Source organism: Sphaerothrix gracilis Ecp01, from assembly GCF_030405905.1.
Taxonomy (GTDB): domain Bacteria; phylum Cyanobacteriota; class Cyanobacteriia; order Phormidesmidales; family Phormidesmidaceae; genus Sphaerothrix; species Sphaerothrix gracilis.
The window spans coordinates 62084-88941 of the sequence record NZ_JASATW010000009.1; the positions used below are offsets into that span (position 1 = coordinate 62084).

A 26858-nucleotide genomic window follows, 5' to 3' on the forward strand; every position below is an offset into this window, starting at 1 on the left:
TAGGTAAGTCTGGCAAGGGTAGTCGATGAAGGAATTTGAGGCCGCGATCGCCCCCTCGTCAACAAATAACAAATACGGTTGTACGGGGTTGATCGCTTCCTATCCAATCGTCTTCACGGGGAATGGTTCTAGGCGGGGAAAAGAAGAGTTTGCACCTCTTCAATTCCCCTGAACATCCCGCTTAACGGTGGTTAAAACGAGACATCTGGGATCATTTTTATGATCTAGCTTCTTCGTTGCGCCTCATTTGGGAAACGCTGGAGAATTCCCCGTTTTCCTCAAACCGAAAACGGAGATACCCGTATGTTTCAATCCACCGATGGCGGCGGGGGCAATGTCCATGTAGAGGGTATCGGTATCTGGGAAATAGGTCAGCTTCATTGAGGTGCATCTCCCCTAAGTTGGCGTTGGTAAAAATTGCGATCAAAGAAGGCGTTGTGAACCGTTTCTCCATCTTCCAGCGTAACGACTCACAATACACGGCCCTCTGCTTCTGAAGCGTTGCCCCAATAAACCCTGCACCCATCGGCTTGGTAATTGACAGACAGGGGGGGAACCTCTAGCATATTAAAATTGATTAGAACGATAATCATTATCAAAAAGCTAGATCAGTTCTTTCAAGCCTTTTAGGAGAGTGCTCCATGCCCCAACTCTTTCCTTCTCGAACCGCTCTACTGCTGGCATCCTCGGTGGCGATCGCCCTTGGCCTGGGCAGTTGCGCCACTAGCGCTCCCACTGGCGAAGCAGAGTCCTCAGAGGCGACTGATGCGGAAGTGAGCGCTGCTCCAGAAGATCCGTTGCAGGTGGTGACGACCATTCTGCCCATCACGCAGTTCACCACAGCCGTAGCGGGCGATCGCGCTGAGGTCGTGCAACTGCTGCCCACAAACGTCGGCCCCCACGAGTATCAGGCCAAACCTGGTGACGCTCAGGCGCTCGCCGCTGCCGATGTGTTGGTGAAAAATGGTCTGGAAATCGAGTTTTTTCTAGATGACTTGATCGCAAATGCCGAAAACGCAGACCTGGCCATTATTGACTCCAGCGAAGGCATTGCTACGCTTACCACCGACGCAGAACAGGGTCATAGTCATGGTCACAGCGAAGGGGAAGAGCATGGTCATGGTCACGGCGAAGGCGAAGAGCATAGCCATGCTGAGGAAGAAGCCCACGGCGAAGGCGAAGCTCACGGTCACGCTCATGGTGAATTCGATCCTCATGTTTGGTTAGATCCCAAGCGGGCGATCGAACAGGTGGAAAACATTCGAGACGGGCTGATTGCCGCTGATCCAGACGGTGAAGCCGAATATACCGCTAACGCTGAAGCCTTCATCACCGAGCTAGAGACTCTAGATACCGAAATCACCGAAACGCTCGCTCCCTTTGCGGGACAAACCTTTGTAGTGTTCCACGACTTTGCCGCTTATTTTGCCGACAGCTATGAACTGCAGTCCGAAACGCTGGTAGGCATTCCTGAAGAAAGTCCCTCGCCTGAAGATGTGAAGCAAGTGATGGAAACGGTGCAGGCAGAAGGGCTGAAGACGATCCTAACCGAACCCCAGGCCGGGCAGGAATCTTTTGATGCGATCGCCAATGACCTCGACATTGAGGTCAGCGTGTTTGATCCCCTTGAAACCGGACCTGTCGAGGCGATTCAGCCTGACTACTACCTCACTACCATGCGTCAGAACGCCGATAATCTTGCGGCTTCCTTTGCGTCCTCCGAGCAGGCATGGCTGCCGCGCTGGGTGCCCCAACCTGTGGCCGTCGTGCCCCAGCGGGTGGGTCTGCGGTTCTGATTGGTGATTTTCTGGGTGTAGTCGGGAGTGAGCGCTTGAACGATCCGGTTTTAGTAGTGCAGGGGTTAACGGTGTATCGCGGGACTCACCCGGCGGTGCAGGAGATGTCCTTTACGGTACCTGCCGGGACCGACACAGCAATCATTGGCCCTAACGGAGCCGGAAAAAGTACCCTGATTCAGGCGGTGCTGGGCATTGTGCCACACCAGGCGGGGCAGGTTTCGGTATTGGGTCAGCCATTGTCTGCCAAGGGACATCTCCCGGCTGTGGTGCGACAGCAGATTGCTTACCTGCCGCAGAACTTTTTGTTCGATCGCCGTATCCCGGTCACTGTGTTGGAACTGGTGGGATTGGGCTGGGACCGGGTAGGGCCCCAACTGCCGTGGGTTGGCGGTCGGGAACGGCGTCATGCCGTGCGAGCCGCATTGACCCAAGTAGAGGTCTGGCACCTGCGCAATCAGCTAGTCAGTAGCCTGTCAGGCGGGGAAACCAAACGGGTGCTGCTGGCCTATTGTCTGGTGCGTCCCCGCTCCCTACTGATTTTGGATGAAGCTCCGGCAGGTTTGGATGTGCGCGGTGAATCTGATTTTTATCAGTTGCTCTATCAGCTGAAGCAGGAACAAGGCTGGGCCATTTTGCAGATTTCTCATGACCTGGATATGGTGCGTCGTAACTGCGATCGCGTTCTCTGTATGAACCGGCGACTGCTGTGCCAGGGACCTCCCGATCATGCCCTCGCCCCGGAGCAGCTATCACTCGCCTATGGTTCGGATTTCGTTCGTTATCATCACACCTGTTAGGTCAAGGGGGAGTGGGGAATGAGGGAGTGGGGAATAGGGGAGTGGGGAGTGGGGAATGGGGGAGTGGGGAGTAGGGGGGTGGGGTTATTGATTTTTATGGAGAGCGCGGAGGAGGGCACGCAGCAATTTACCGGTAGATTCGCATTGAGCGAGGATTGGTTGAGCTGTTTTTGTTGTGATTAATTCAACCCGCACGGCAAGCAGAAGATGAGTCTCTAGTTCTTTGAGAGAACCTTGAGCAATCCGCAGAAATCTAATGTATTCGTTTCGATATTCTCGTCCATAGCCTTCCGCGATATTGGCTGGAATTGAAACCGCTGCTCTCCGAATTTGTGAAACCATGCCATAAACTTCTTGTTTCGGAAATGTCTTCGTGATGCGATAGCAGACTTCTGCCAATGACATCCCTTTCTGCCAAACTTCCAAATCCCGATAAGACTGAATTTTCCCCGCCGCCATCCCACACACCCCAAAATCCAATTCTCCTTTCCCATTCTTCCCATTCCCTCATCCCCCATTCCCCACTCCCCACTCCCCCACTCCCCCCATGCCCCCCGAACTCACCAGCCTTATCGAACTCTTCCAACTGTCCTTCATGCAACGGGCGTTGATGGGCGGCGTTTTGAGCGGACTCATGGGCGGTTTGCTGGGCAGCTTTACCATCCTGCGGCAGCTTTCTTTCTTTAGCGAGGCCCTAGGAGAGTCGGCGCTGCTAGGCATCGGCATTGGGGTATTGTTGGACTTCAGTCCGTCCTGGTCGCTGTTGCCCTTTGCGGTGCTGTTTGCCCTGGGGGTGGCTTACTTTCTAGAACACACTCACCTTTGGAGTGATGCCTTACTGCAAATCGTTTGTTCGTCATCCCTGGCCCTAGGCATTATTCTGCTCAGTTTTCGGGACGAGTATCAGGGAGGCATCACCGATCTATTATTTGGCGATATCTTGGCTGTGCAGACCGCTGATCTAATCTTCAGCGCCCTGCTGCTGGCAGTATGCGCGGCGTTCATTGGCCTAACGCTGCGATCGCAAATTCTCCTCACTCTGAACGAACCGATGGCGATCGCCCGTGGTGTAAACGTCTCAGCCCAGCGCACCGCCTTTATTGTGCTGCTGGCCTTGGTAGTCAGCATTTCCATTAAGGCGATCGGCGTTTTACTGATCAGCGCCTTTGTAGTGATTCCCGCCTGCGCCGCCCGCCTGCTCAGCCGCAAATTTTCTCACTACATCCTCCTCTCTGCTGGCCTAGGTGCCGTCAGCGCCGTCATCGGCATGATCGTGTCCGCCCTGTTTGACCTCCCCTCTGGCCCTAGCATTGTTACTGTGCAACTGGCCATGTTTCTGCTGGCTATTCTGATTCCTAAAGCTCGCGTTTTGGTTCCTTGACTGAAGTTTCAGCAGTTCCTTGGCGATCGCCTGCCGCCAGAACTGTTCCGTATGAAGGGAATTGTCTGGTTCAGAAAAGCCGCGATCGCCACTTTTTCTAGCTCACAGACAAGCGGTTTCAGTTTGAAGACTCTGAAGTACACCGTCGACCCTCAAACTGCTGCAAAAACCGCTGCTGCGCCGTATTTGTCAAACACTAACTGAATGCTGAAGAAATATGTCATTCCCCATATCCCCACTGGGGGACTGAGACTATACTGTGAAAATCCGTCGGCATCCAGGGTCGCTTGCCGACGCTGAACCCCAGTCAGCTAATCACACTTACACCTATGCCTCGCGCCAAATCGACCACGCTTGATCTCACCACTAAAACCCTCTGGCCCAAGAAAACTGAACTGGTGGGACTGGTGTTTAATCTGCAGGCGATCGCCGATAGCCCCCTCTACCCGCAATACACCATTGGTCTACACGCCTGGTTTTTGCAGCAGATTCAGCAGTTTGACGCCGAACTCTCCGCCTATCTGCACGACGGGGAATCAGAAAAGCCTTTTAACCTCTCAGGACTCAGCGGCCAGTTTGTACCCCACAGCCGCGACCTGCAGTTGCAAAAGGGCAAAACTTATCAGTGGCACCTCAATGCCCTCTCCGCTCGAACCGTCGCTGGCTTAGAACGCTGGCTGCGGCAGCTCCCAGACGAAGTGGCACTCAAAAACACACCGCTGCAAATTAAAAACGTCCAAGTTGCCCATCCTCCCACGACCTACGCCCAGCTCTCTCGGCAAGGAAAAGAGCAATCTGGCAGCGTTAGCCTCAGCTTTCTCAGCCCCACCAGCTTCCGGCGCAAGGGGCATCACCTACCACTGCCCTGGCCCGCCAATGTCTTCCACAGCTACCTGCGCCGTTGGAATCACTTTTCGGGAGAGTCTGTGGATCAAGATGCTTTCCTCGACTGGATTGACAACCACGTCATTATCCAGCGGCATCATCTGGAATCGCAAAAAGTCGCTGCCGGTAAGCGCGGCTCGGTCACAGGATTTGTGGGGGCGATCGCCTACAGTCTGGCTCGCCGCGCAGCAGAGCAGCCCGATTTTCAAACGCTGTTTTATACGCTGACCCAGCTTGCGCCCTACTGCGGCACCGGGCACAAAACCACGTTCGGCCTAGGACAAACCCGGCTGGGCTGGCAGTCTGCTCTGTCTCTACCGGAAACGGCTTCCGTAGAAGCTCTGCTGGCGGAGCGAATTGCAGAACTAACCGAAACCTTTGCGGCCCAGCGGAAGCGACAGGGGGGCGATCGCGCTCAAAATATTGCCGAAACCTGGGCGACAGTGCTAGCGCGGCGGGAACTGGGGGATTCTTTGCAGGCGATCGCTACAGATTTGGAGATGCCCTATGAGACGGTAAAAACCTATAGCAAACTGGCCCGGCGATCGCTGCGAGGAGCAAACTCTTAAGCCGCTAAAGCCTGGTCAAGCTGGCGATCGCACTGTTGAAACAGAAAGTTGACTGCGGCAAAGAGCGCATCTAGGGCTTGGATAGAGTAGAAGGTGATGTTTTTGGTAAAGCTGGCGGCGGCAAGTTGACCAAACTGCCAGCGATCGCCGTTTGACACGATGCCAAAAACCGTGATTTCAGCTTGGTTGAGCCGCTGAGCGGCAATCATTTCGGCTAGGCACTGGGCCCAACCTTCCTCGAACTTGTCTTGTTTGGCTTCTCCCAGGAGCAAATAGGGCTGATCAAAGACACAGCTAAAATTGGAGTCTTTGTAGGTTGGTGTTGAGCAGAGCGAAACCCAAAATCGACAAGGCTTTTAAGTTTCCGCTGTTGGCCTAACCTACGTTCTTAAGCTGGTCATTCCACTAATCTGAATTTTCTGGCTGATTTGTAGCAGCCACTAAATCTTGAAACGAGCAGGCCAAAATTTCTGTAAGCTTTTGAGTCTCGACAAAGGTTAAACGAGGAGCTACAACACCGCGCTCCCAGGCGCTGACTGACTTGACCGTAACTCCCATTGCTTCAGCTAACTGGCGCTGTGTTAAACCTGCTCGCTTCCTAAGTTCTCCTAACGTTAATTGCTTATTGCCATCAGGCATACTATACTTTCAGGTGTACACCCTAGAGTTTACTTTTGCTGATTTTAGAGACAGATTTTTCAGAGCGATCGCCGCCGAAGCTCTGTCTCATTTGTTCGCCTAATTAGTCTCTCATCAAATAGCGCTGAAACGGTCACTGGGCCGTCAGTTTCTGCTGTCAATTTTTTTACTCATCGAGGAGTCAACTCATGGAATACCGCGATCGCCTCTATCCCTGGTGCATCATTCGCCTCCTACCCCGCTGCCAGCGCATCACCGTAGGCCGCTTTCGCTATTGCAACGCTGCCGAAAACCATCTCAAAATTCTGCGCCGCCTCATGCCAACTGCAAAATTTACCGTAGTGTTTGAGCCGCCGGAGAAATAAAGGCAGAAATTAGAGGGCAGAGGGATGAAGTAAAGGTAAAAATCAGAAGTCAGAAGCTGAGGGCAGGGGGGGTTGGGTAAAGGTTGTTTAAGGGAGGGCTGAGATTCCTGGTTTGTTTGGATTAGAGTAGCTCATTGTCAAATTCATTTACCCTTTTGCTTTGTTCTGCTTTGCGTTTTTGATCGAGGTGACAAAGATAGCAATGAGTTCTTGGGTTTCTGCAAATAGGGATTGTAGGCGGCTCGTTTCGAGGATGGCTGCTTCGCTCAAAAGCTCTAGCCAGTAGGCTGTTTCTTCAAGTTCCTGAAGACCGCCGTTGAGCTTGCTGACAAATTCGGCAGTGGATCTGGCCCGGTGAGCTTCTCGATAGTGAGCGCCTACGGAAGTCCCACTCCGTAAAACCTGCTTGCCAATGGTTTGAGCGACTGTGCTATTGGGTAGAGCTGTATAAAGACGGATGATCCTAAGCGAAAAAGCTTTAGTGCGCTCTTTAAGATCACTAGGCATTGCGATTGTGAAGTTTTGAATGCTTTTAAGGTGCCCAGATGAAAAGGCAGAAATCTGAGGGCAGAGGGATGAAGGGGAGGGAAGTTAGAAATCTGAGGGCAGAGGGATGAAGGGAAGCGAGAAGGCTGAAATCAGAGGACAGAAGGGAAGAGAAGGCTGAAATAGAGGCTGAAACTTGAGGTGGAGAAAGGTTTAAGGGCAATTCTCTTGGCGGGGACACTTCGTGATTGCATATTGAGCAGGGTTGCAGACTTCTCATTGCATCGGCTCCAATATCTTGCAACCTATCCCTTTCATCCTTCTGCCTTCTGCCCTCTCACTTGGTTAAGGTTTCCGTCCCCTGGATAAAGGGCAGAAATCTGAGGGCAGAGGGCAGAAATTAGCTGAAATCTAAGGTGAAGGGAGGTTCAAAGGCGATCCCATAGTGCATAGGGTCACAGACTTTTTATAGCATTGACTCCAACATCTTGTACGCCATCCCTTTCATACTTTTGCCTTCTAACTTCTACCTTGGTTAAGGTTTCCGTCCCCTTGCGGGGTAATGAGATTGAAACCCGGTTGAGCAACCAGAGGAGGGTCTCCTCCCTGGTGAAGCAGGTTTCCGTCCCCTTGCGGGGTAATGAGATTGAAACCCAGAAAATGCCCCGGCCTCTGAGGTTCCCCAGGGTTTCCGTCCCCTTGCGGGGTAATGAGATTGAAACAAGACGTCAGAACATGATGGCTATGACCATAGCTGTTTCCGTCCCCTTGCGGGGTAATGAGATTGAAACTAGGAAACTATCTCCCCTGTGCTGTACAACCATCGAGTTTCCGTCCCCTTGCGGGGTAATGAGATTGAAACCCTAATGACCTGGCAGTCCAGGGTGACACAGGAGTGCAAGTTTCCGTCCCCTTGCGGGGTAATGAGATTGAAACCCATTAGGTCAAAATTTACCGTTGACGTCAAGTTTCCGTCCCCTTGCGGGGTAATGAGATTGAAACTATCGCACGGGTTTGCTTGGGTGTTTTGGGTGTTTTGTTTCCGTCCCCTTGCGGGGTAATGAGATTGAAACTAGCCTCCTTGTGCCGGGGAGCAATGTGGAGACACCAACTGGTTTCCGTCCCCTTGTGGGGTAATGAGATTGAACCCCCCTCGATCTGGAGCCCTTGCTGGGCAAGGCCTTCAACACCCCAAATCTGAGGGGGTCTGTTTTAAGGCCAAATAGATGAGAATCACTGTCAATAACCCCTCTTCAAACAGGGCTCAAACCCTTGCACGGAAAGCAATCTGAGGGGGGCAACGAAGTTATGCGGTTTTCAAGGATCGGCAGACCCCCTCAGATTTGGGAGCTTTTGCTCGATAATACTCAAGCTTTTAAGCCATGTCCATAAAAACGACGCATTTTGCAACATTTTTATTCCTCATAGCTTGCCGTCTCCTGCCTTACCTCCTCCCCCATGCGCTGCCGCAACGCCCAAGGCGCTATCACCTCCCCCTGAGGACGCGAGTCTCGCAATCGCATCACCACCTTGACATTCTTCAAGCAGGCGCACTAGACACGCGTAATAAACCCTTTAGTTAAGTAATTATCATGTTGAATTCTCTCTTGGTATGTAAAGAGAAGTTCATACTTGCGGCGAGTAGTGGAAATTACTGGCTATCTTTAAGCAGATAAAATTGTCCCTTCAGCGTTTTCCGCTGAATTTAGTCCCAGCTTGCATGGATATCGACAGACAAAAGATTGCCAAGCAAATTAAGACTGCGATCGCGCACTGTTTGGCTTGGCAAAGCGACCTTACTGTAGATAGTGTTATTCAAGATCTTGATGCCGCTGCCGCAATTCTGCAAAATCCTTTTGATACCTTCAAAGATCAGTCTCAGCTAGCGGCCTTTACCCAAAAGCATAATCTGCTGTGGAGCCGCAAAATCGGCTTGGTGTATGGCGGGGCTACCAAAATTAAGCAGTATGTCTTCGAATCTGCCGATCTGCAAGAGATTCGCGGCGCGTCAGCCCTGCTCGATCGCATTAATCTGATCGACCTGCCTGCTTTTTTTAGAGGCGAGGAGGATGGCGATCGCTTTCAACAGTGTCGTGACGCGGCAGCCTATTGTCGCCAGATTCGGAGTGATTGGTTGCATCGCAACTTTCGCTCCTTAGAAGAGGCTCTGACTCCAGAAATGGTTGTCTACTCTACCGGAGGCAATATTCTGGCATTCTGTCCAGCCGATTTGGTAGACGATTTAACCAATGCGATCGAGAAACGCTACACCACTGAAACCCTAACCGCAAATGCCTGCGCGGTGGGTGACACCTTCAGCCCTCTGGAAGTTTACCTGGGACTGCTGGCTAGCCCCATTAAGAATGCCCTTTGGCTCGATAACCTTGAGTCTCACAAAGATAATCCAGCTTTTCGCGCCTATTTCGGCCTGTTCAAAAAGACTGACGATCAGGGGAATGAAGTCGAAGCCCTGACTCCTGTAGAAGCCTTCAGACAGCGCAAGGGCTTTAGCGAGCTGGTGGGTAAGTTGGCGAATCAGTTTAACCAACGCCGTAGTGGTTACGATGCACCCGATTCACGCCGTCCCAGTCGCCGCTATCCCCCAATGTTTGAGACCCATCCTTATTTAATGCGGGATGACAGCGACAGGCGATCGGCAGTTATGCAGGTTTCTGCTGGTCAGTTAACCAAAACTCCTAAGTTCTCAGAACCCATAGCCCGAAAATACCTTGTCGGACAAATCTCTAAGCGTGAATACTCTAGAAGTAGGTGGTATTTCAGTCCTGCTTCTGCTTTTCGACAACAGGTGCAAGGAAGAAATCAATTATGGAAACCTGGGTCGCTGATTAGTTGGGTCAGCAAGTTTGAGCAATTTATAGATGAAACTGGGTTTGTCAGCCTCTACGATGCCGCTCACCATATTTTTTATCCTCGAAGAACACGCCAGAGACTTGTTCGAGATGTGTATAGACGTGAGGCCCGCGCACTAGCAGAAATTGGAGCTGCTGATCCCAATGGATTTGTTGCGTATATTTATGCCGACGGCAACAACATGGGGCAGTACATCCGCGACAAAATCAAAACACCAGAGCAGTATCAACAGTTCAGCCAAGACGTGTTTGAAGCCACGGAGCAGTCTGTTTACTGGGCCTTAGCTCACTGCGTTAAACCTCACTACTACACTCCCGACGCCAAATCGTCTCGCGATAATAAGCGTCCCGTCTGGATTCATCCCTTTGAGATTATCGCGATCGGCGGCGATGATGTGCTGCTAATAGTGCCCGCAAATACGGCCTTGGAAGTTGCTAAGAAGATTGGTGAAAAGTTTGAGGAGATTTTGCAGAGCAAGACCGACAGAGATGAAGCTGGCAAAGAAAAGTTGCGATATGGAATTGATCCAGTCGATCAAAAAGATCCTAGCGCTTGCCATCGCTATAGAAAGGAAGAAGCTCCTCAGTCGAAATGTTGCTTGAGCATCTCCAGTGGCGTTTTGATTACCGCTGAAAACACACCGATTTATTATGCTGACAAGCTCGTTTCACAACTACTCAAATCCGCAAAGAAAAAGGCAAAAGATCTACGAGACAAGGGTTACTTTGGCGGCACGGTCGATTTCCTCACCCTTAAGGCCGTCACGATGATTTCGTCAAGTATTGAGTCGTTCCGTAATGAGGGGCTGACAGTGCGGTTCCCCGAGCGGCAGCAAGAACTGAAGCTGTATGCAGCGCCTTATACCTTGCATGAACTCAATGGTTTAATTGAAACGGTGAGAGCGGTGAAAAAGTCTGGTTTTCCGCGATCGCAGCTCTATCAAATCCGAAGCTTGCTGGAACGAGGCAAGCGCACTGCCATCTTGAACTATCGCTACTTCCGCATCCGACTTGGCAAGGATGATCAGCGACTTTTGGAAAGTCACTTTGAGACAGCATGGTGCGAAGCCGAAACCAACCGGGGCAATCTAGCTCCTTGGTCAACGGCTCAGCGCAAAAACGACAAAACCACTTATGAAACCTTATGGCGAGAGCTGGTAGAGCTATACGACTTTATTGAGGTTTCGGAAGCTCCCCCAAGAGCATCACAAGATGCCGCCGAATCAGCGCAGGGTGGGGAGGTATCAGCATGATTTCTCTCAATACACTCAATCAGCCTGCTCAAGCCAACTTAGGAGAAATCATTCCCCTGACGGCAATAATCGACACTGCGCTCTGTGTAGGAGCCGGAGGTTCTTCGGGTTCTCAAGCCGATAAACCAATCCTTAAAACCGCCAATGGTCGGCTGGTGATTCCGGCCTCACAGCTTAAAGGTCGGCTGCGCCATGAATGCGAAAAACTGACCCGTGGTTTAGGTTGGCCTACCTGCGAATCACCCGTTGCCCAAACCATGTGTCCTCAAAGGGGGTTAGATCATGCGGCATTTCAACTCAACGATTACGACCTTGAAACAACCTTTGCGGATGGTCGTAAGCAACACCACTGTCTAATTTGCCAAATTTTTGGCAATCCTGCCTTGCCTGCCAAAGTCGAATTCAGCGATTTGGTCTGCACAGAACCCCCAGAAAATATCCCCAATGTGCTGCGCCCTGGCGTCACCATCAACCGCCGTCGCCGCACTGCTGAAGAGAAAAAGCTGTACTTCTTAGAAACGTCTCCGGCCAATGCCCAGCTAGCCTTTACTGGCAGCATCACCCTGGAGGCAGGATCACCTAACTTTACCAAAGTGCTGCTGGTTGCAGGACTCAAACACATTCATGCTTTGGGGGGCGGCAAATCCACAGGGCTGGGTTGGCTGCAATGGCAGACACCGCTATTTGACGAGTCTGATATCGACCAAACTACCTGGGATTTTCTCGGTAAGGCACCTAGGCAGGATGCGAAATCCCAAGCCTTTGCTACAGCGGGAGGTGAATCATGAAGCGCATCAACCTCACAATTACCGCTCAAGCTCCCTTAGCAATCGGTCAACGCAAACCCGGTGGCTCCGTCAGCGAAGCGTTAGACTACATTCCCGGCACCGTAATTCGGGGGGCGATCGCAGGCAAACTGTTGCAGCATGGTACTCCTGAAATCGGAGATGACTTCCACAGACTATTTGTCGGAGAAGGGGCCGCAATTTTCCAGAATGCCTATCCCGCGATCGCTAAGTGTGGAGACGATGATTACATTGTCAGTCCAGGTAAAACCCGAGTTCTGCCTGCTACCGCTCTCAGTTCGAAAACGGATAGTGGCTTTAAGCCTAGGAAGGCAGGAGTTTTTGATGCTCTGATTGATAGTTTCTGTGCCAGAGAGCATGGCCTGTTCTACGAACCGAATAGCAAAGAGGGCGATCGCGTAGAGTCTTTCGATGGGTTCTACAGCAAAGTCAAGGGAAAGTACTTTTCGCATTCAGTTAGCAAACGATTGCTGACACGAGTTGGTATCAATCGCCGACGGGCCACAGCTCAAGATGAAATCCTCTACAGCCTGGAAGTGCTGAATGAGTCTCAGGGAAAAGAAAAGCGTCAGCCCACTATTTGTCACAGCTCTATTCTAATAAATGATGACAATTTGGCTGAGCAGTTGTACTTCTTTATTGGTCGAAATTGCGATCGCTTCCGATTAGGTGGTTCGACTTCCCGTGGATTGGGACGAGTCGAACTTAACGTTGATCAAGAGGAAGCTACTGTATCAACTCAGGAGATTCAGAACCGACTTGATGCGTTTAATGACTGTTTAAATCAGCGTTGGCAACAATGGAGCCTCTTCGGTACGAGTGCTCAGCCAATACAGGACAAGACATTCTTTGCCATCGGATTAGAATCTGAGGCGATTTTGGTGGAGAACTGGCGACGCACCTTTGTGCTATCTGCCAATATGTTGTGCCTACTCGCCAAACTCCCTGATAGCAAGGTCAAGCTGGAAATGGCCTACAGCAGTTATGGTTACCGCTCTGGGTGGAATGCGGCTTGGGGACTGGCCAAAGATGTAGATCTGGTAACGGTAATGGGCAGCGTCTTTCTATTCAGTATTCCAACAACTGAACAGGATGACTGGATAGAAAAATTGGCGAAGTTAGAGCAAAACGGAATTGGCGAACGAACCAGTGAAGGCTTTGGCCAAATCAGAGTGTGCGACGAGTTTCATCAGGTTATGCGAGAGGAGCCAGTGTGAATAAGACCATCAGCCCAGAACACGAACTTGAAATTCAGCGGGGCATTCGTCACGCCGAAGACGCCTTGGTGATTGCGGTTGAAGATGCTTTGAATAGCTGTGAATATCCTACCTCGGGTCGCGACAAGCTAGAAGAGTCTCAGTTTCGCAACTTGGTGAGAGTTGCCGATAGTACTGAAAGCCCCGAAGTCGTGAAAAACTTCATCCGCTATCAGGTAGGACGAGAACGAAAGTGGGGACGAGGTGAGAAATCACTGGCTGAGCGCATTATTCGAGATATTGACGGTCAACTCAAAAACTCAGCTCAAGAGATCGTCGAGACCGCTCAGGAGAAAGATGAGAAGAAACGAGTGCAGATGGAGCTAATTCGTCGATATCTGGGTTATGGTGCGCGCCATCTCAGATATTTGAACTCAAATCGTGAGGGATAAATACCATGTTTGATGTTTTCAAAAATCGCTTAGATATCACAGGTACCCTTACGACCGTGACTGCGTTGAGAATTAGCCAGGGGCGATCGCTCGAACCCATCGGTTCTGATTTGCCGGTAGTGAAAGATGCGTTGGGTAAACCGCTGATTCCTGGATCGAGCTTTAAGGGAGCCATGCGATCGCGCCTCGAAGCATTTTTACGAGGCATTCATCCTGATTTAGCTCAGGATCCTTCCGATTTGGTCAGCCGAGAAATGAACGAGCGAGTCAAAGCGTTGAAAGAGCAGCATAGCGGTAATGACGAAGCATTAACCACTGCCCTCAATAACATAACTGACGAAGTTTCTAAGATTTTTGGCACTCCCTGGCAAGCCAGCAAGTTTCAGGTACGAGACCTCACCGTTAAACCAGAAACCTGGTTCGGTCAGTATCAAGAACGGGATGGAGTTTCCATTAACCGTGACACTGAAACGGCTGAGGACGGCAGACTCTATGATTTTCAGGTGGTTCCAGCGGGCGTCAAATTTGATTTTCAAGCTGTGATCGAGAACGCTGAAGATTGGGAATTGGGCTTAATCATGATTGGTCTGCACCAATTTGAAAGTGAGCAGATTCCTTTAGGGGGCGGGCAATCGCGCGGGTTAGGTGTCGTCAAGCTTGATCTTCAAGATGTTTGGTGGATCGATTATTCTGAAGACCGCCCAGACGAACTGCTGATGTATCTCAAACGATTAATCGCCAACGAAAAAGACGCTCATTACAAACTTTCTTCAGAATCATTTACTGCTTACAAACAAGATTGGACTGAAGCCCTAATCCAGCATTTGAATCCAGATATGGCGATGCAGGAGGCTTAAATGGAGTGGCTGGGCTTTCTTTCTGATATTATTGGCAATTTCAAGTGCCCTGTTTGCTTTCTTTGCTTGGCGGAAATCTTGTCGAATAAACGCAAGAGCTGAACTGGAGGAAAATCGCTAAAACAGGAAAGTCAAAGTCATTTTACATAGTGACAGTCGAGAATTTGAGCTGCCATTTGCATTGCGTCGAATGGAATTTAGTAGGGCAGAAGTCTGTGGATGAATCGGTATGATTCCAACAAAAGCTCCTAAAAGCCGTTACTCGATAAAATTACTCAATGATCCAGAGTTTTTGCGTGAAGTAAATCGGATTTTAGATAGCCGTGGGTATGAAACACTTGTAATCAAATGTACAGAAGACGAAATTAATCAATTTGATATTTCAGAAAAAAATAGTTGGTTTAGGTTTGGTCGCTAGTTTCATCGAGTTTTTATGCATAAACGACTTGTTAATCACTGCACTATTGATCTCACGCTGATGCCTCAAGGGCCAGTCTTGGTCAAATCGGGAAAGGAAGGTGCGAACCCGACCAAGCCTGATATGGAATTTGTCGAGACGTATCATGCGGGTGGACGTTCAATCTTCTTTCCCGGCAGTTCTCTAAAAGGGGCATTGCGGGCTCACGCCGAACGTATTGTTAGAACCATTGGCAGCGATCAGCGGCCTCTCAACTTACTCGATTTAGATCCCCAAGCAGATCCCCTAATGCCGCTTTGGGCAACCGATCCTCTGGATCGAAAGAGCTATACCTATCTGGAAAAGCAGACCGATACTCAGAAAATCTATCGGTGGTCGTCGTTTACGGATCAACTGTTTGGCAGCGTGGCGATCGCCAGTCGCCTCCGCATTGAAGACGCCTACCCCGATCCTAAGAAACCTAAACCTCGATTAGAAGAACGCAATGGGGTCGCCATTGATCGGGTGTTTGGTTCTGTTGCGGTTGGTCCATTCAACTATCAAGTTTGCACCGAGGGGGAATTTCGCACCAAAATCCACCTCAAGAATTTCACACTGGAGCAGCTTGGGTTGCTAGGACTAGTGCTGCGCGATCTCGACGATGGCTGGTTTGGCTTGGGCTTTGCTAAGTCACGGGGAATGGGGTTAGTTGCCGTCAAATTCAACGAGGCTAGGGTGGAATATCCCGGCTGTGTTATCCGAGAAGAACAAATTGTCACCCTAGGCAGCAATACCCAGTGGCCATCCATCGCTTTAAAGGGAGCTGGGGCCTTTCTAACCAATAACGAGCGTCAAAGTTATGGATTTCCTCCCGATGACGTTTACTTTCTCCGAGAGTACGGCCCCAATGGTATACCGCGTCTTGAAGAGATGCAATACGGCTTGGGGGTTCAGCTTCAGTGGCCAGAAGGCAACGTCGAGGAACTATTTGAAGCGGCGGTGAGTGCCTGGAGTCGGAGACTGGTGGAGGTTACACAGTGACCCAAGCCACTGCTGAAAGCTACACTGCACTGCAAGGATTTGTCTATATCTCACGGACTACTTTGGATCAGTCTTCTCTCGATCAGTTAATGAGACGTTGCATTACAGGCAGAGCTTGGCACTGTTTGCGATGGCCCGATCGCACTAGATTCAACTCGGATTTGCCCAGTGACTTTGTCTGCACAGAAGGGCAGGTTTTCAATCAAGACAGAGAGTTCCGCTGGAAACAACGAGGCGATCGCTATGAGGTACTGTTACTGTCTAGCACTGCTGTTACAGATGCAACTCTAAAGCCACTCGTTCAAGAGCAGGAGTGGTTGATTCGTGACTTGAATGCCCACTTTTATCCTGAGACAGAAACTAAACTACCGCGAGGCATCCATTATCCAGAGGATCTTGATATTGGTCAGCGATATTTTATCGACGGTCAGACGGGCAGTGTGCAATTTGTAGCATTGAGGGGAGTAAAGCGTGGTAAGTAAACGACCCAATCGACCAATCAAGCGATCGCCTCAAACCGCTGAAGGCCCAGAGAAACCCTATGCGCTGGTACCCTTTCCCCGACAGCGACCGTTTTTGAGAGCCCCCATTGGCCATCACCGCTATGCCGATAACTGCTATCACGGAACGCTGCACCTCACCCTGAAGGTATTAACAGCTCTACATGTCTCCACTGGGGTCACGGCGCTTGGAAGTGACGTAGGCAGTCGAGTCCCCCTGATCAAAACCATGGTGCAGGGTAAAAATGAGCAACTGCTGATTCAGGGCAGTTCGCTCAAAGGCTGTATTCGCGCTATCTACGAAGCCATTACTAACAGCACCTTAGCCGTCATCACCAATCGCTATCGACAAGAGATCCCCAAAGACCGACTGCCCTGTCGCAGTAAAGAAAGTCTGTGCCCGGCTAGTCAAGTGTTTGGTGCTCTAGATTGGCAAGGTTTAGTTCGATTCACCGATGCCATCTGCGAATCCACTCAATCTGCTATAGGTTTCATGCCTTCACTTTATCGTCCCCGTCCTGAGGAACGAAATGCTTACTTTAATAGTAAACAGGCAGCAGGAAGAAAATTTTACTATCACTTTGTTAAAGCTCAAGATGCAGGGAGCAGGGGGATCCCTATCCAGCAAGCAGGAAGAGAGTATAGCTTTAATACGCATATAAAATTCATTAATCTTTCAGAAGCCCAATTAGGATGTTTACTAATAGCTTTAGGACAAGATCCTGAATATCCTATTGCTTTAAAGCTTGGATCTGGTAAGCCTATTGGAATGGGAACAGTGATAGTCACTGCCAACTCATTAAGGTTGATTAATTCTTTCCAAAACTTAAAAGAACGTTATTCATCTTTCACCCATACAGGGGAACGAATCCTAGATGGTAGGGAGCTTAAGAGCTTTATGAATCACCTCTTTAAAGAAGCTCATAAGAATTTGATTGAACAAATGCAGTTAGAAAGACTAACACGAATACTCCTCTATCCTACTGATAGGGAACCGCCGGAAGGCATGTACTAAAACAGAAAAAATACAGCTCAAAAGGCATGTTGATAGAAATCTTTAAGGATATTTGAGTGAGAGCGGAGAACTCCAGTATGGATAGCGAAGAATTACATCAAATCATTGAGGATGCTTTAGAGAATAGATTGACCTCACTGGACTTGTCCGAGAATCAAATAAGTTCCTTGCCGCCAGAATTTGCAAAGCTTCAAAATTTAACGTGCCTTTACCTTAACAATAATCGTTTGTCTGACTTCCCTGTAGAAATTTTAGGACTTAAAAATCTAAGAGAATTAGACTTGAGCAATAATCAAATAAGCCATGTATCAAAAGACATAAAAAAACTAGTTAATTTAGAAGAGCTTAATCTCAGAAGAAACAGTCTTTCTTGTATCCCACAAGAAATCGGAGGGCTTGGAAAACTTAAAAAATTAGATGTAAGATCTAACCAACTAAAGTCACTTCCCGTCGAACTTGGACAGCTTGAGAATTTAGAATATTTTTTTGTTAGCTATAACAAGATTAGAATTATACCTTCAGAAATAAAAAAGCTCCTCAAACTTCGCGAATTTTATATTCGAAATAATTTAATTGAGATATTGCCAGTAGAAATTAAAGATCTTAAAAGCATTGAGATTCTTCACCTTAGTGGAAATCAATTATTGGTGTTGCCATCAGAGATAAATAAGCTCAAATCTTTGAGGGAACTTCATTTAATTGATAACAATCTAAATGTTTTGCCAGTTACTATCGGAGAATTAGATTTAGATGAATTAACGATCAATGGCAATCCCCTTTCATCTCTTCCGCCTGAAATAAGACAACAAACGACAGCCGAAATACTCAATTTTTATAGGCAGCAATTTGAACAGGACTCTGCTTACATATATGAAGCTAAACTATTGATTATTGGTGAGCCTGGTGCAGGTAAGACTACATTAGCGAAAAAAATCATTGATCCATATTACCCACTTGGAGATGAGTCATCTACAGAAGGAATAGAAATTACTCAATGGAATTTTGGTATAGAAGAGGACAAGATATTTCGGGTCAACCTTTGGGATTTTGGAGGACAGGAAATTTACTATGCAACGCACAAATTTTTCCTGACCCAACGTTCCTTGTATATTTTGGTTGCAGACAATCGAACTGAAGATACTGATTTCTTTTATTGGCTAAATGTAGTGAAGCTTTTAAGCAATGAAAGTCCTTTGATAATTTTAAAAAACAGGAAAAACGGACGCCATCGAGAAATTAATGAGCAGCAACTCAGAGGTCAGTTTTTAAACCTGAAAGAGAATATTTCTGCCAATCTTGCAACAGGTGAAGGGCTACAAGAAGTCATTGAGAGTAGCAAGTATTACCTCAAGCGGCTAGAGCATATTGGCTCAAGCTTGCCGAGAAACTGGCTTAGAGTACGTGAAAAACTGGAAAATGATTCTAGAAATTATATTACTTTAGAAGAGTATTTTAAGCTCTGTGAGGAAAATGGATTTAAAAAACTCAACGATAAACTCCAACTTAGTAAATATCTCCATGATTTAGGCGTTTGCTTGCATTTTCAAATGGATGAGCTTTTGAAAGATATCATAATACTTAAGCCTGCTTGGGCTACAGATGCAGTATACAAAGTACTAGACAGTGAAACTGTTATTAGAAATAGGGGAGCTTTTGATCGCACGAATCTGGATGAAATATGGAATCAGAGCAATTACTTTTTTATGCAATCTCAGCTGCTAAGGCTGATGCTTAAATTTAAGCTTTGCTATGAAATTCCTAGCCGACCAGGATTTTTTATTGTACCGGCTCTACTTAGTACTGATCAGCCTCAGTATTACTGGGATGAGTCTTACAACCTACTTTTACATTACAAATATGATTTCATGCCCAAAGGAATTATCACTAGATTCATTGTGGATATGAATCCTTTGATTGAAGATCAAAAGCTTGTATGGAAAAATGGGGTAGTACTCAGTAAAGAAAAAACTAAAGCGGAGGTCGTCGAAAACTATCACTATTATAAAGGAGACGTTTTTATACGTGTTAGTGGTAAGCGAAAGAAAGAATTAATGTCAATTATTAGGCATGAGTTTGACATCATACATAGCTTATTTGAGAAGCTTAAATTTTCGGAATTAGTCCCTTGCAATTGCAGTCTCTGTACAAATAACCAGCAGCCAGAGTTTTATCCAATCAAGCTTTTATACAAGTATATTGATGACAAGCAGGATACTATTGACTGTAGGAATAGTTACGAAAAGATTCAAGTTAGAAGTTTGATTGATGATATAAACTATGAGCCCGAAGAAGATCATCAAGAATTTCAAGAAGCTCAAGGGGATATTCCGCTAAATGCCCAAAGTGACAAAAATATCGAGATTCATTTGCACAATCAAAACATTCAGGAGAACCCAATGTCTGAAATCACACAGAACCACTTTGGCAAAGGAGATAACGTTGCTCGCGACAAAAAAATGTATCAGTTTAACAACTCCCAAGATCTTGCCAAAGCATCCAGAGATATCAAGGCTTTGCTTGAGCAGTTATCAAAAGACTATCCTAATGAAACGACAGCAATGTTAGGTGCTAGGGCAGTTGACAAAATTGAAAACGATCCTAGTTTGAGGAAGCGTGTCATAGGTGCCCTGAAGGAAGCGGGAGCAACTGCTATTGAAGAAGCCGTTGATCATCCCGCAGTCAAAATAGTAGTAGCCGGAGTAAAAGGATTTACTGAGGCTTAAATCTGAGTCTTAGATCTAAGCTGTCCTTCGTAATAAGGAATGACTTCATTCTTTAAATTTATGCTATCTATTACTACAGGTCATGAAGCTTAATCCTTACGATTCGAAAGAACTTACGGATGTGCAATGGTCTATTGCTGACGCTATTGCAAGGCGATTGGTGATTGAAGGGACAGATGTTAATGAACTCTGGAAAGTCATTTCTTATCTCAGAGATAGCCAGCATGAAAGTGAGTCGAGTAGGAGACTATTTGATTACTTAAAAGTTTTGGCAAGCCATGGATACTCGATAGGGCACAGTAAGCGTACCTTAGTTTATTTTCAAAGTTTATATTCCGTATGTAGTCAGTATTTAGATGCATACCAAGATGATTTACACAAAACGCTTCAGATTTTAGGTTGGGCAGCCCGTTTAATACTGTATTACAGCAAAGGGGTTCCTACGGGTGAAATTATTGAGCGGCCAGACGATATGCTTATAATTTCAGAGAGAGAAGCCGAAATTCAAGCAATTACTAGAGCCAGTCAGTTTGCAGTGGGTCAAGAATTAGAAGCCATCGTCACCGGCATCAAAGGCAAAAAAGTAACCTACGAGATTTTAGGAAGCATAAGGCTCACTCAGAAAGAACCAAAACTGGCTAGCAAATTGAGTGAAGGGCAATTACTCAAAGTCAGAATCGAAGACTTACGAGACAATGGAACTCTCAAGCGCGTGAAAGGGTTGACTTTTTGAGCAAGAGTACCTGATGGCCTCCGTGTTCTTCTAATTGGCCCGCGTCAGAGCGTCATCAGCACCATCCATACCCTGCACGTCTTGGGCTTTGCTGAGCCGGGGCAGTGGAGTCTTTTGCTGCCGGGGCCACAACCGGGCACCGCCATCAGCATCCTGACGCGCAAAGTCAACTGAGCAATACCTTATGCTGATAGTGCTGGCTTAACTGAAGGAGGCGGCATGATTCAAACCGTAGCAGCCCAGCGATCACTCCACCTCATCCAGAGAGTTTCCTCCCTTGTTGAAATGACATGCCCTAGCAAGTCATTTCGCTAGCTTTGATAAAGGCCTGCCATCATGGAAACCATCCCAGATTTGAAACGCCTCTATGAGCAAGATTTTGTTGCCTGGTGCGAGGCGATGGTTGCTCAACTTAAGGCTGGGCAAGCTGAGGCTGCAATCTGGCAAAGAGAAGCTTCGCCCCAGCTGGGTCAGAAACATTGGCGGCAGTGACCACTACCATCAGCATCAAGCCCAGCGTATCAACGAGCAGATGCCGCTTGCGTCCTTTGACTTGCTTGCCACCATCAAAACCGACTGCTTGATGACTCAGAGAGCCAAGCTTGACCGATTGGGAATCGATGATAGCCACGCTGGCACTGCTGTGACGAGAGTGTTTCAGGCGTACCCACTGCCGTAAGTAGCGATGGATACGTTCCCAGGTGCCGTCTATGCACCAGTTACGCAAGTAGCTATAGAGTGTCTGTCAGGCGGGAAAGTCAGCAGGCAGCATCCGCCAGCTACAGCCTGAAACCAAAACATAGAAGATGGCATTGAGCACCGCTTGCATATCAACTCGGCGGGGTCTGCCGCCTAACTTGGCAGCGGGAATATAGGGAGCGATGAGCTGCCAAGTTAGGCGGCAGTGAGATTACTGGGATAGGATTTGAAGGTAGCTTTCATGCGACTGTCTAGTGTTTTTTGGACTGACAGCCTATGTCATGAAAGCTTTTTTACTTTTCAAACGCCCTCTCATGACCTTACTCCAATTTTTAGGAAATCTCACCATCTTTGAGAAGTTAAGCAAAGAGGTCTGATTTATCTATGTAGGATGCATTTCGAATTCGCTCAATGCTCAATCCGTTGCTTGGCAGAGGGTTGAGCGAAGTCGTTTGGCTCAATAGGATAGAATTGCTCGCTAATGTATTACAGCCAACAGGACTTTCTATGTGCGGCATTGCTGGCATCATGCACCATGATGCGTCTCAACCCATTGATCCAGAACGACTCGTAGCGATGGCGGCGATTCAGTTTCATCGCGGCCCCGACGGTTTCGGCTGGAAGACTCTGCCTGACTGCGGTGTGGGCTTTTCCCATGCCCGGCTCGCCATCATCGACCTCAACCCCAATCGCGGCTGCCAGCCGTTTCTGTCTGAGGATGGGCGCTACCTGATTGCCCACAACGGCGAGTTCTACGACTACAAGCGGCTGCGGGCTGACCTGACTTCGCGGGGCTATCAGTTTGCCACCAAGAGCGATACGGAGCTGGTGCTGCACCTGACGGAGCGTTTGGGCCTGAGCGAGGCGCTGCCCCACCTGCGGGGGGAATTTGCCTTTGCCCTCTACGAGCGCGATGCAGAGCGGCTAACCTTGGTGCGCGATCGCTTTGGCGTTAAGCCCCTGTACTGGACAATGACCGATGCGGGGCTGGTGTTTGGCTCTGAAATCAAGGTGCTGTTTGCCCACCCAGCCGTGCAGCGGCGCTTTGCGGCGGCGGGGTTATATCACCAACTGATGCAGACGATGGTGCCGGGGACGACCTGCTTTGAAGGCATTCAGGCGGTGCAGCCAGGACAGAAGGTGATTTGTCAGCGGCGGCAGGGACGGCTACAGGTGCAAACTCAGACCTACTGGGATCTAGATTTTCCCCATCAGGGCGATCGCCCCCAGCTCAGCGAACAGGAATACATCGAAACTCTGCGCCATCATTTTGTGGAAGCGATTCAGCTCCGGCTCGAAGCGGATGTGCCCGTGGCCTGCTACCTCTCCGGCGGCATTGACTCCTGCTCGATTCTGGGGGTGGCCGCTGCCTGTCAGCAGTCCCCCGTCAAGGCGTTCACCATCGGCTTTGACGATACGGACTATGACGAAACGGCGATCGCCCGCGAAATGGCGGCAGCGGTGGGAGCTGACCAGGACATTTTGACGGTGAGGGGACAGGATCTCTACGATCACTTTGCCCGTACCCTCTGGCACACTGAGCGCAGCATTTACAACACGTTTACCGTCGCCAAGCTGCTGATGAGTGAGCATGTACACCGGGCAGGTTACAAGGTAGTAGTGACCGGCGAAGGCTCGGACGAGCTGTTTGCAGGCTATCCCCAGCTCCGTTTGGACATGATTCTGCACGGCATGGACAGCGCCTCTGCCGCAGAGCGGGCGGAGCTGGAAACCTGGCTGCAGGAGAGCAACCGCCTGTTTCAGGGTAATCTGCTGGCTCAGGAGCGCCTTGACGATCCGGCCCTGACGGAGCGGGTCGGCTTTACCCCCAGCTGTCTGCAATCTTGGCTGGCCTCAGCCCCCCAGGTAGCCTCCCTGCTGGCAGCCGACTACCGGGCCGATCTGCGGCACTACTCCCCCGGAGCCGCGATCGCTCAAACTCTAGACTCTCAGCAGCTTGCAGGCCGTCATCCCCTGGACAAAGCCCAGTATGTCTGGGTGAAGACTCAGTTTGAGTCCCAGGTTTTGGGCTGGGCAGGGGATCGGGTAGATATGGCGAACTCGATGGAGGCCCGTCCCGCCTTTTTGGATCATCCCCTGGTGGAGTTTGCCGTCACCATTCCGCCCCGGCTGCGGTTTCGCGATCAAAAAGACAAGTATATTTTGAGAGAAACGATGCGGGCGCTGCTGCCAGAAACCCTGTATAAGCGGCAAAAGTTCGCCTTCATGGCTCCCCCGGCCCACACCGATCCGGCCAAGCAAAAGGCAATGCTGGGGCTAGCGCAGCAGTATCTCTCTCCCCAGGCGATCGCGGCAACGGGTTTGCTTAACGACGCTGCCGTTTCTGCTCTCTTCGATCGCTACCAGCAGCCTGACATTCCCGTGGCCGAACAGGTCCAGCTCGACGCCATGATCAATCACCTGCTGAGCGTCCAGATTTTGCATCAGCACTTTATCGCCGCTGATCTGCCCAGAGTGGCGGTAGAACGAGCGCGATCGCTCGGCTGGCAGGCCCAGACGGCAGCTTAGGCAGGCCAGGCGTCATTGAGAATCCAGTCCACCAGTTCCTGTACTCCCGCGCCGCGCGGCTGGGTGGTGACTTGGTGGGCGATCGCCTTTAATGCTGGCAGGGCATTCTCAACGGCGACGCCCACGCCGCAGGTCAGCAGCAGGTCGCGGTCGTTCTCAGCATCGCCAACGCCCACAACCTCGGCAGCCGATAGGCCCAACTGGTTGAGGGCAGTTTGTAAGCCGCTGGCCTTGTTGACGCCCGTGGGCAGCACCATTACGGCCCGCTTATTGAGAATCACCTGAGCCGCTAACCCCATCTCCTCAATAGTCTGCCGTACCGTCTGTTCATGGGGCTGCCAGGTTGCCACAATCACCTGTCCCTGACTGATGGGGTCAACCTGACGGGCCTTGAGCGTGGTGACAAACGGCTCAGGCAGCGGTTCCCCCAAAAGCTGTGCCTGCTCAGTCTGAGGCTGCCAAAACACCGCGCCGTTTTCCGCTACGACGCCATCGCAGAGAGTCACCGCTGGAAATACCTGCCGTAGCTCGGCCAGCTCTCGTCCGGTCACGAGCAAAAGCTGTCCCCCTGCTTCTCGGTAGCAGTGCAGGGCGTTCAGCGTGGCATCATCCACCCGGCCATCGGTGGCCAGGGTACCGTCGTAGTCAGCGGCGATCGTGCGATATTGCATCAATTTCTGAAGTGTCTGTCAGCTACATTGTGAACAAACCTGTCCACCAATGGATAGAAATTTAAAGATTAGGTGAGTCATCTTGCAGAAGCCTTGCTAATTTTTGAGGAATAGCACTTAGAGGGTGCCCTCATGAAGCAAAGTTTCTGGATAGGCTTGAGTAGCGTTTGTGCGATCGCGGCTATTACCGCCGGGGCCAGCCCTGGTCGCTCTGAAAATGTCTGCTATATGGTTGATGCCAATGGCCGCGAAATCAATCTGAATCAGCTTTGTCAGCGAGGAGATACCTCAGCCTTGCGACAGCCTTCGCTGGAAACTGAGGCCACCAATGAGTCTGCCGCTGACTCAACAGAAGCCCCAGAACCAACCGTCCGCCGCTACACCATCATTCGCGAACTGGGCCCAGCCGAAGAGGTGCCTGCAGGCGACGCAGAGTCAACTGGTGACGCAGAGCCATCAACTGTCCCGACTGGCGCAGCCGTCCCTGATGCCGAAGCTGGTCTGGATGACAGTAATTCCTCCCTAGATGCCACTTCTGATAGCGCCGCCGATCCGGCTTCTCCTGATGAGGTGCCAGAGGTTACCGGAGACTCTCCGGTAGTCCCTGCTTCGGCGTCAGAGGACGATAGTTTAGACAGCTCGGATGAGGAGATCATGAACTAGCCGCTCATGTCTGGGGCTACCCTTTGGGCTAGCCTCAGCCTACAAAGTCAAGTACATCTAGTTTGCTAAAGAGACTGAATAGACCCCAACTGTCTCATGACCCAATAGGCCTACCCCATCTCCAGCAGAGCCGGGGCAATATCATCTCTGCTGGCTCGGAAACCAGATGCAATAGCCTCGCGCAAAACACTCCCTATGGCGGCATCAAAGGCTGGACACACTCGTTTCTCTAGGGCTAGCCGACGGCGTCACTGTTGGCCAGGGACCTGTGGGTTGCCAGGTGCCAGGTGAGCCACAGCAAGAACCCGTCGGCCAGCTTTTTAATCTCAGCTACAGTCGCGCTGGTTTGGAGAACAAGACGGCAAAAAACCTGAAGTGACGATGCGATAGGCAATAAGCGAGAGGACAATTCAGGCAACTGCTAGCGCTGAGCGAGCTGAGGCGATCGCAGTTGTCGGACAATCTCCTGAAGTTCTCGGTGCTTGTGGGCCGCACGTTCATGGTTGGGGTTGAGGGCAAGAACCTGCTCGAAAGCTGCTAGCGCTTCCGGGTAGCGCTTGAGTACCTGTAGCGCTAGGCCCCGGTTGTACCAGCTTGCCTGCTCCGCAGGTGCCAGGGCGATCGCCTGATCGTAAGCGGCTAAGGCCGTTCCATAGTCTTCTAGGTGCATCAGCATATTGCCTAGCCTGAACCAGCCGTCGGCATAGTCCGGCGCTAGCTCCACCACATGCTCATAGACTTCCAGGGCTGACTGATAGCGCTCTAGCCTCGCCAGCACGTCTGCCTGGCCAATCCAGGCGTCTACTGCACTGGCCTCTAGCTGAATAGCCCGGTCAAAGGCAAGTAAGGCTTCTGGATATAGCCCCAGGCGCTCTCGCATCTGTCCTAGCTTTACCCAACCGTGATGCCAGTTGGGCGATCGCTGCGTGACACGACCAAAATCAGCCAGAGCCGCCTCGTCCTGATTGAGCCGCATGGACTGCAGCCCTCGGTGATAATAGGGCGCTGCGTGACTCGGATCAATTTCGATCGCCTTTTCATAAGCGTTCAGAGCCGCCTGAATCTGGCTAGTTTGGGATAGGGCATTGCCTAAACCGACCCAGGCTTTGAGAGCATCTGGATTGAGGGCAATGGCCTGACCATAGGCGGCGATCGCCTCTTCATAGCGCTGCAGAAAGTAGAGAGCGTCGCCTTTGCCTGTCCAGGCAGGTTCTTGCTGGGCAGCCTGGGCGATCGCGGTTTCATAGATAGCTAGGGCTGAGGGGTAGTCCTGCTGATCCATGAGCTGTTGGGCTTTGGTCAGCAAATCGGCATAGCCAGCCGGAAGCTGAGAAGTCGTAGCTTGATCAAGGGGGGCAAACAGGGGGCTAGCTGGCTGAGCTGCGATCGCGGGCGTCAATTCGGTTAGCAGCGCTACGATGATGCCCAGCCCCCAAGTCTTGAACTGCATGGCGAAAGTCCTCTTTGAAGGTGCTCTATGGCAATGTGTTTCGCTAACAGAGAGACTTATTCAATTCTGGCAAGATTGAAAC

General features: G+C 50.0%; 24 protein-coding genes, 2 pseudogenes and 1 CRISPR repeat array. Of the genes and pseudogenes, 18 read left to right on the forward strand and 8 right to left on the reverse strand.

Annotated features, from left to right (window positions below; genetic code table 11):
- The first annotated feature begins 641 nt into the window (after positions 1 to 641).
- Both QJQ48_RS11640 and QJQ48_RS11645 read left to right on the forward strand, forming a co-directional pair.
- Positions 642 to 1796, forward strand: coding sequence for a metal ABC transporter solute-binding protein, Zn/Mn family (locus QJQ48_RS11640; protein WP_346291401.1), 1155 nt, complete (start codon positions 642 to 644; stop codon positions 1794 to 1796).
- Positions 1797 to 1831: 35 nt separating this feature from the next.
- Positions 1832 to 2596 (forward strand): metal ABC transporter ATP-binding protein, encoded by a 765-nt coding sequence (locus QJQ48_RS11645; protein ID WP_346291546.1) that lies wholly within the window; start codon positions 1832 to 1834, stop codon positions 2594 to 2596.
- Positions 2597 to 2680: 84 nt separating this feature from the next.
- Here QJQ48_RS11645 and QJQ48_RS11650 read toward each other — a convergent pair whose 3' ends face one another.
- Entirely contained in the window at positions 2681 to 3055 is a 375-nt protein-coding gene (locus QJQ48_RS11650; RefSeq protein WP_346291402.1) for a four helix bundle protein, read from the reverse strand.
- A gap of 88 nt (positions 3056 to 3143) precedes the next feature.
- On the opposite strand from QJQ48_RS11650, the gene QJQ48_RS11655 reads away from it, so the two are divergent.
- Together QJQ48_RS11655 and cas6 are read left to right on the forward strand one after the other, a co-directional pair.
- Positions 3144 to 3977 carry a metal ABC transporter permease gene (locus QJQ48_RS11655; protein ID WP_346291403.1) on the forward strand — a complete coding sequence of 278 codons (834 nt, stop codon included), beginning with the start codon at positions 3144 to 3146 and terminating at the stop codon, positions 3975 to 3977.
- Positions 3978 to 4306: 329 nt separating this feature from the next.
- Positions 4307 to 5431, forward strand: coding sequence for a CRISPR-associated endoribonuclease Cas6 (gene cas6, locus QJQ48_RS11660; RefSeq protein WP_346291404.1), 1125 nt, complete (start codon positions 4307 to 4309; stop codon positions 5429 to 5431).
- On the opposite strand, the pseudogene QJQ48_RS11665 reads toward cas6, so the two are convergent.
- Together QJQ48_RS11665 and QJQ48_RS11670 are read right to left on the reverse strand one after the other, a co-directional pair.
- Positions 5428 to 5721 (reverse strand): annotated as a pseudogene (locus tag QJQ48_RS11665) (hypothetical protein); the annotation flags it as partial. The gene cas6 and the pseudogene QJQ48_RS11665 overlap by 4 nt on opposite strands.
- Before the next feature lie 115 nt (positions 5722 to 5836).
- Positions 5837 to 6070, reverse strand: coding sequence for a helix-turn-helix domain-containing protein (locus tag QJQ48_RS11670; RefSeq protein ID WP_346291405.1), 234 nt, complete (start codon positions 6068 to 6070; stop codon positions 5837 to 5839).
- Between the two features lie 188 nt (positions 6071 to 6258).
- Here QJQ48_RS11670 and QJQ48_RS11675 point away from each other — a divergent pair, with 188 nt between their 5' ends.
- Entirely contained in the window at positions 6259 to 6435 is a 177-nt protein-coding gene (locus QJQ48_RS11675; protein WP_346291406.1) for a hypothetical protein, read from the forward strand.
- A 147-nt stretch (positions 6436 to 6582) separates the two neighbouring features.
- Here QJQ48_RS11675 and QJQ48_RS11680 read toward each other — a convergent pair whose 3' ends face one another.
- Both QJQ48_RS11680 and QJQ48_RS11685 read right to left on the reverse strand, forming a co-directional pair.
- Positions 6583 to 6942 carry a four helix bundle protein gene (locus QJQ48_RS11680; protein ID WP_346291407.1) on the reverse strand — a complete coding sequence of 120 codons (360 nt, stop codon included), beginning with the start codon at positions 6940 to 6942 and terminating at the stop codon, positions 6583 to 6585.
- 519 nt (positions 6943 to 7461) lie between these two features.
- Positions 7462 to 8070: a CRISPR direct-repeat array (repeat unit 35 nt; unit sequence GTTTCCGTCCCCTTGCGGGGTAATGAGATTGAAAC).
- Between the two features lie 266 nt (positions 8071 to 8336).
- Positions 8337 to 8465: a hypothetical protein gene (locus tag QJQ48_RS11685; protein ID WP_346291408.1), complete on the reverse strand. Its 129-nt coding sequence runs from the start codon at positions 8463 to 8465 to the stop codon at positions 8337 to 8339.
- A gap of 176 nt (positions 8466 to 8641) precedes the next feature.
- On the opposite strand from QJQ48_RS11685, the gene cas10 reads away from it, so the two are divergent.
- The 11 genes from cas10 (at position 8642) to QJQ48_RS11740 (ending at position 20764) form a co-directional block, all read left to right on the forward strand.
- A complete protein-coding gene (cas10, locus tag QJQ48_RS11690; RefSeq protein WP_346291409.1) occupies positions 8642 to 11044 on the forward strand; it encodes a type III-B CRISPR-associated protein Cas10/Cmr2 in 2403 nt (800 codons plus the stop codon).
- A complete protein-coding gene (locus QJQ48_RS11695; RefSeq protein ID WP_346291410.1) occupies positions 11041 to 11832 on the forward strand; it encodes an RAMP superfamily CRISPR-associated protein in 792 nt (263 codons plus the stop codon). Before cas10 ends, QJQ48_RS11695 begins: the two co-directional genes overlap by 4 nt.
- On the forward strand, positions 11829 to 13067 hold the full coding sequence (gene csx10 / locus QJQ48_RS11700) for a type III-D CRISPR-associated RAMP protein Csx10 (RefSeq protein ID WP_346291411.1): 1239 nt from the start codon (positions 11829 to 11831) through the stop codon (positions 13065 to 13067). Before QJQ48_RS11695 ends, csx10 begins: the two co-directional genes overlap by 4 nt.
- Positions 13064 to 13498, forward strand: coding sequence for a hypothetical protein (locus tag QJQ48_RS11705; RefSeq protein WP_346291412.1), 435 nt, complete (start codon positions 13064 to 13066; stop codon positions 13496 to 13498). Before csx10 ends, QJQ48_RS11705 begins: the two co-directional genes overlap by 4 nt.
- 5 nt (positions 13499 to 13503) lie before the next feature.
- A complete protein-coding gene (gene csx7, locus QJQ48_RS11710) occupies positions 13504 to 14355 on the forward strand; it encodes a type III CRISPR-associated RAMP protein Csx7 (protein ID WP_346291413.1) in 852 nt (283 codons plus the stop codon).
- Positions 14356 to 14584: 229 nt separating this feature from the next.
- The gene (locus tag QJQ48_RS11715; protein WP_346291414.1) at positions 14585 to 14773 is read left to right on the forward strand and encodes a hypothetical protein; all 189 of its coding nucleotides are present in this window, start codon (positions 14585 to 14587) and stop codon (positions 14771 to 14773) included.
- Between the two features lie 15 nt (positions 14774 to 14788).
- Positions 14789 to 15793, forward strand: a complete 1005-nt coding sequence (locus QJQ48_RS11720; protein WP_346291415.1) for an RAMP superfamily CRISPR-associated protein — start codon at positions 14789 to 14791, stop codon at positions 15791 to 15793.
- Positions 15790 to 16275 (forward strand): hypothetical protein, encoded by a 486-nt coding sequence (locus QJQ48_RS11725; RefSeq protein ID WP_346291416.1) that lies wholly within the window; start codon positions 15790 to 15792, stop codon positions 16273 to 16275. Before QJQ48_RS11720 ends, QJQ48_RS11725 begins: the two co-directional genes overlap by 4 nt.
- Positions 16265 to 17308: an RAMP superfamily CRISPR-associated protein gene (locus tag QJQ48_RS11730; protein WP_346291417.1), complete on the forward strand. Its 1044-nt coding sequence runs from the start codon at positions 16265 to 16267 to the stop codon at positions 17306 to 17308. Before QJQ48_RS11725 ends, QJQ48_RS11730 begins: the two co-directional genes overlap by 11 nt.
- Positions 17309 to 17385: 77 nt before the next feature.
- On the forward strand, positions 17386 to 20031 hold the full coding sequence (locus tag QJQ48_RS11735; RefSeq protein ID WP_346291418.1) for a COR domain-containing protein: 2646 nt from the start codon (positions 17386 to 17388) through the stop codon (positions 20029 to 20031).
- 82 nt (positions 20032 to 20113) lie between these two features.
- Complete coding sequence (locus QJQ48_RS11740) at positions 20114 to 20764, forward strand: hypothetical protein (RefSeq protein WP_346291419.1); 651 nt, start codon at positions 20114 to 20116, stop codon at positions 20762 to 20764.
- Between the two features lie 427 nt (positions 20765 to 21191).
- Here the strand turns inward: QJQ48_RS11740 and QJQ48_RS11745 are convergent.
- Positions 21192 to 21647, reverse strand: a pseudogene (locus QJQ48_RS11745) (IS5 family transposase); the annotation flags it as partial.
- Between the two features lie 323 nt (positions 21648 to 21970).
- Between QJQ48_RS11745 and asnB the strand changes: the two are divergent.
- A complete protein-coding gene (gene asnB, locus QJQ48_RS11750) occupies positions 21971 to 23992 on the forward strand; it encodes an asparagine synthase (glutamine-hydrolyzing) (protein ID WP_346291420.1) in 2022 nt (673 codons plus the stop codon).
- Here the strand turns inward: asnB and QJQ48_RS11755 are convergent.
- Positions 23989 to 24663: an HAD family hydrolase gene (locus tag QJQ48_RS11755; RefSeq protein WP_346291421.1), complete on the reverse strand. Its 675-nt coding sequence runs from the start codon at positions 24661 to 24663 to the stop codon at positions 23989 to 23991. The two genes, asnB and QJQ48_RS11755, sit on opposite strands and share 4 nt — an antisense overlap.
- Before the next feature lie 132 nt (positions 24664 to 24795).
- Here QJQ48_RS11755 and QJQ48_RS11760 point away from each other — a divergent pair, with 132 nt between their 5' ends.
- Positions 24796 to 25326 carry a hypothetical protein gene (locus QJQ48_RS11760; RefSeq protein WP_346291422.1) on the forward strand — a complete coding sequence of 177 codons (531 nt, stop codon included), beginning with the start codon at positions 24796 to 24798 and terminating at the stop codon, positions 25324 to 25326.
- Positions 25327 to 25747: 421 nt separating this feature from the next.
- Here QJQ48_RS11760 and QJQ48_RS11765 read toward each other — a convergent pair whose 3' ends face one another.
- Entirely contained in the window at positions 25748 to 26776 is a 1029-nt protein-coding gene (locus QJQ48_RS11765) for a tetratricopeptide repeat protein (RefSeq protein ID WP_346291423.1), read from the reverse strand.
- Positions 26777 to 26858: the final 82 nt, after the last annotated feature.

What these genes read in the sequence shown, in the direction of transcription:
- QJQ48_RS11720 (WP_346291415.1), top strand. Translation starts at nt 14,789, where the DNA reads ATGCATAAACGACTTGTTAATCACTGCACTATTGATCTCACGCTGATG.
- QJQ48_RS11640 (WP_346291401.1), top strand. Translation starts at nt 642, where the DNA reads ATGCCCCAACTCTTTCCTTCTCGAACCGCTCTACTGCTGGCATCCTCG.
- QJQ48_RS11655 (WP_346291403.1), top strand. Translation starts at nt 3,144, where the DNA reads ATGCCCCCCGAACTCACCAGCCTTATCGAACTCTTCCAACTGTCCTTC.
- QJQ48_RS11670 (WP_346291405.1), bottom strand. Translation starts at nt 6,070, where the DNA reads ATGCCTGATGGCAATAAGCAATTAACGTTAGGAGAACTTAGGAAGCGA.
- csx7 (WP_346291413.1), top strand. Translation starts at nt 13,504, where the DNA reads ATGTTTGATGTTTTCAAAAATCGCTTAGATATCACAGGTACCCTTACG.
- cas10 (WP_346291409.1), top strand. Translation starts at nt 8,642, where the DNA reads ATGGATATCGACAGACAAAAGATTGCCAAGCAAATTAAGACTGCGATC.
- QJQ48_RS11695 (WP_346291410.1), top strand. Translation starts at nt 11,041, where the DNA reads ATGATTTCTCTCAATACACTCAATCAGCCTGCTCAAGCCAACTTAGGA.
- asnB (WP_346291420.1), top strand. Translation starts at nt 21,971, where the DNA reads ATGTGCGGCATTGCTGGCATCATGCACCATGATGCGTCTCAACCCATT.
- QJQ48_RS11675 (WP_346291406.1), top strand. Translation starts at nt 6,259, where the DNA reads ATGGAATACCGCGATCGCCTCTATCCCTGGTGCATCATTCGCCTCCTA.
- csx10 (WP_346291411.1), top strand. Translation starts at nt 11,829, where the DNA reads ATGAAGCGCATCAACCTCACAATTACCGCTCAAGCTCCCTTAGCAATC.
- QJQ48_RS11680 (WP_346291407.1), bottom strand. Translation starts at nt 6,942, where the DNA reads ATGCCTAGTGATCTTAAAGAGCGCACTAAAGCTTTTTCGCTTAGGATC.
- QJQ48_RS11740 (WP_346291419.1), top strand. Translation starts at nt 20,114, where the DNA reads ATGAAGCTTAATCCTTACGATTCGAAAGAACTTACGGATGTGCAATGG.
- QJQ48_RS11760 (WP_346291422.1), top strand. Translation starts at nt 24,796, where the DNA reads ATGAAGCAAAGTTTCTGGATAGGCTTGAGTAGCGTTTGTGCGATCGCG.
- cas6 (WP_346291404.1), top strand. Translation starts at nt 4,307, where the DNA reads ATGCCTCGCGCCAAATCGACCACGCTTGATCTCACCACTAAAACCCTC.
- QJQ48_RS11650 (WP_346291402.1), bottom strand. Translation starts at nt 3,055, where the DNA reads ATGGCGGCGGGGAAAATTCAGTCTTATCGGGATTTGGAAGTTTGGCAG.
- QJQ48_RS11765 (WP_346291423.1), bottom strand. Translation starts at nt 26,776, where the DNA reads ATGCAGTTCAAGACTTGGGGGCTGGGCATCATCGTAGCGCTGCTAACC.
- QJQ48_RS11715 (WP_346291414.1), top strand. Translation starts at nt 14,585, where the DNA reads ATGATTCCAACAAAAGCTCCTAAAAGCCGTTACTCGATAAAATTACTC.
- QJQ48_RS11755 (WP_346291421.1), bottom strand. Translation starts at nt 24,663, where the DNA reads ATGCAATATCGCACGATCGCCGCTGACTACGACGGTACCCTGGCCACC.
- QJQ48_RS11735 (WP_346291418.1), top strand. Translation starts at nt 17,386, where the DNA reads ATGGATAGCGAAGAATTACATCAAATCATTGAGGATGCTTTAGAGAAT.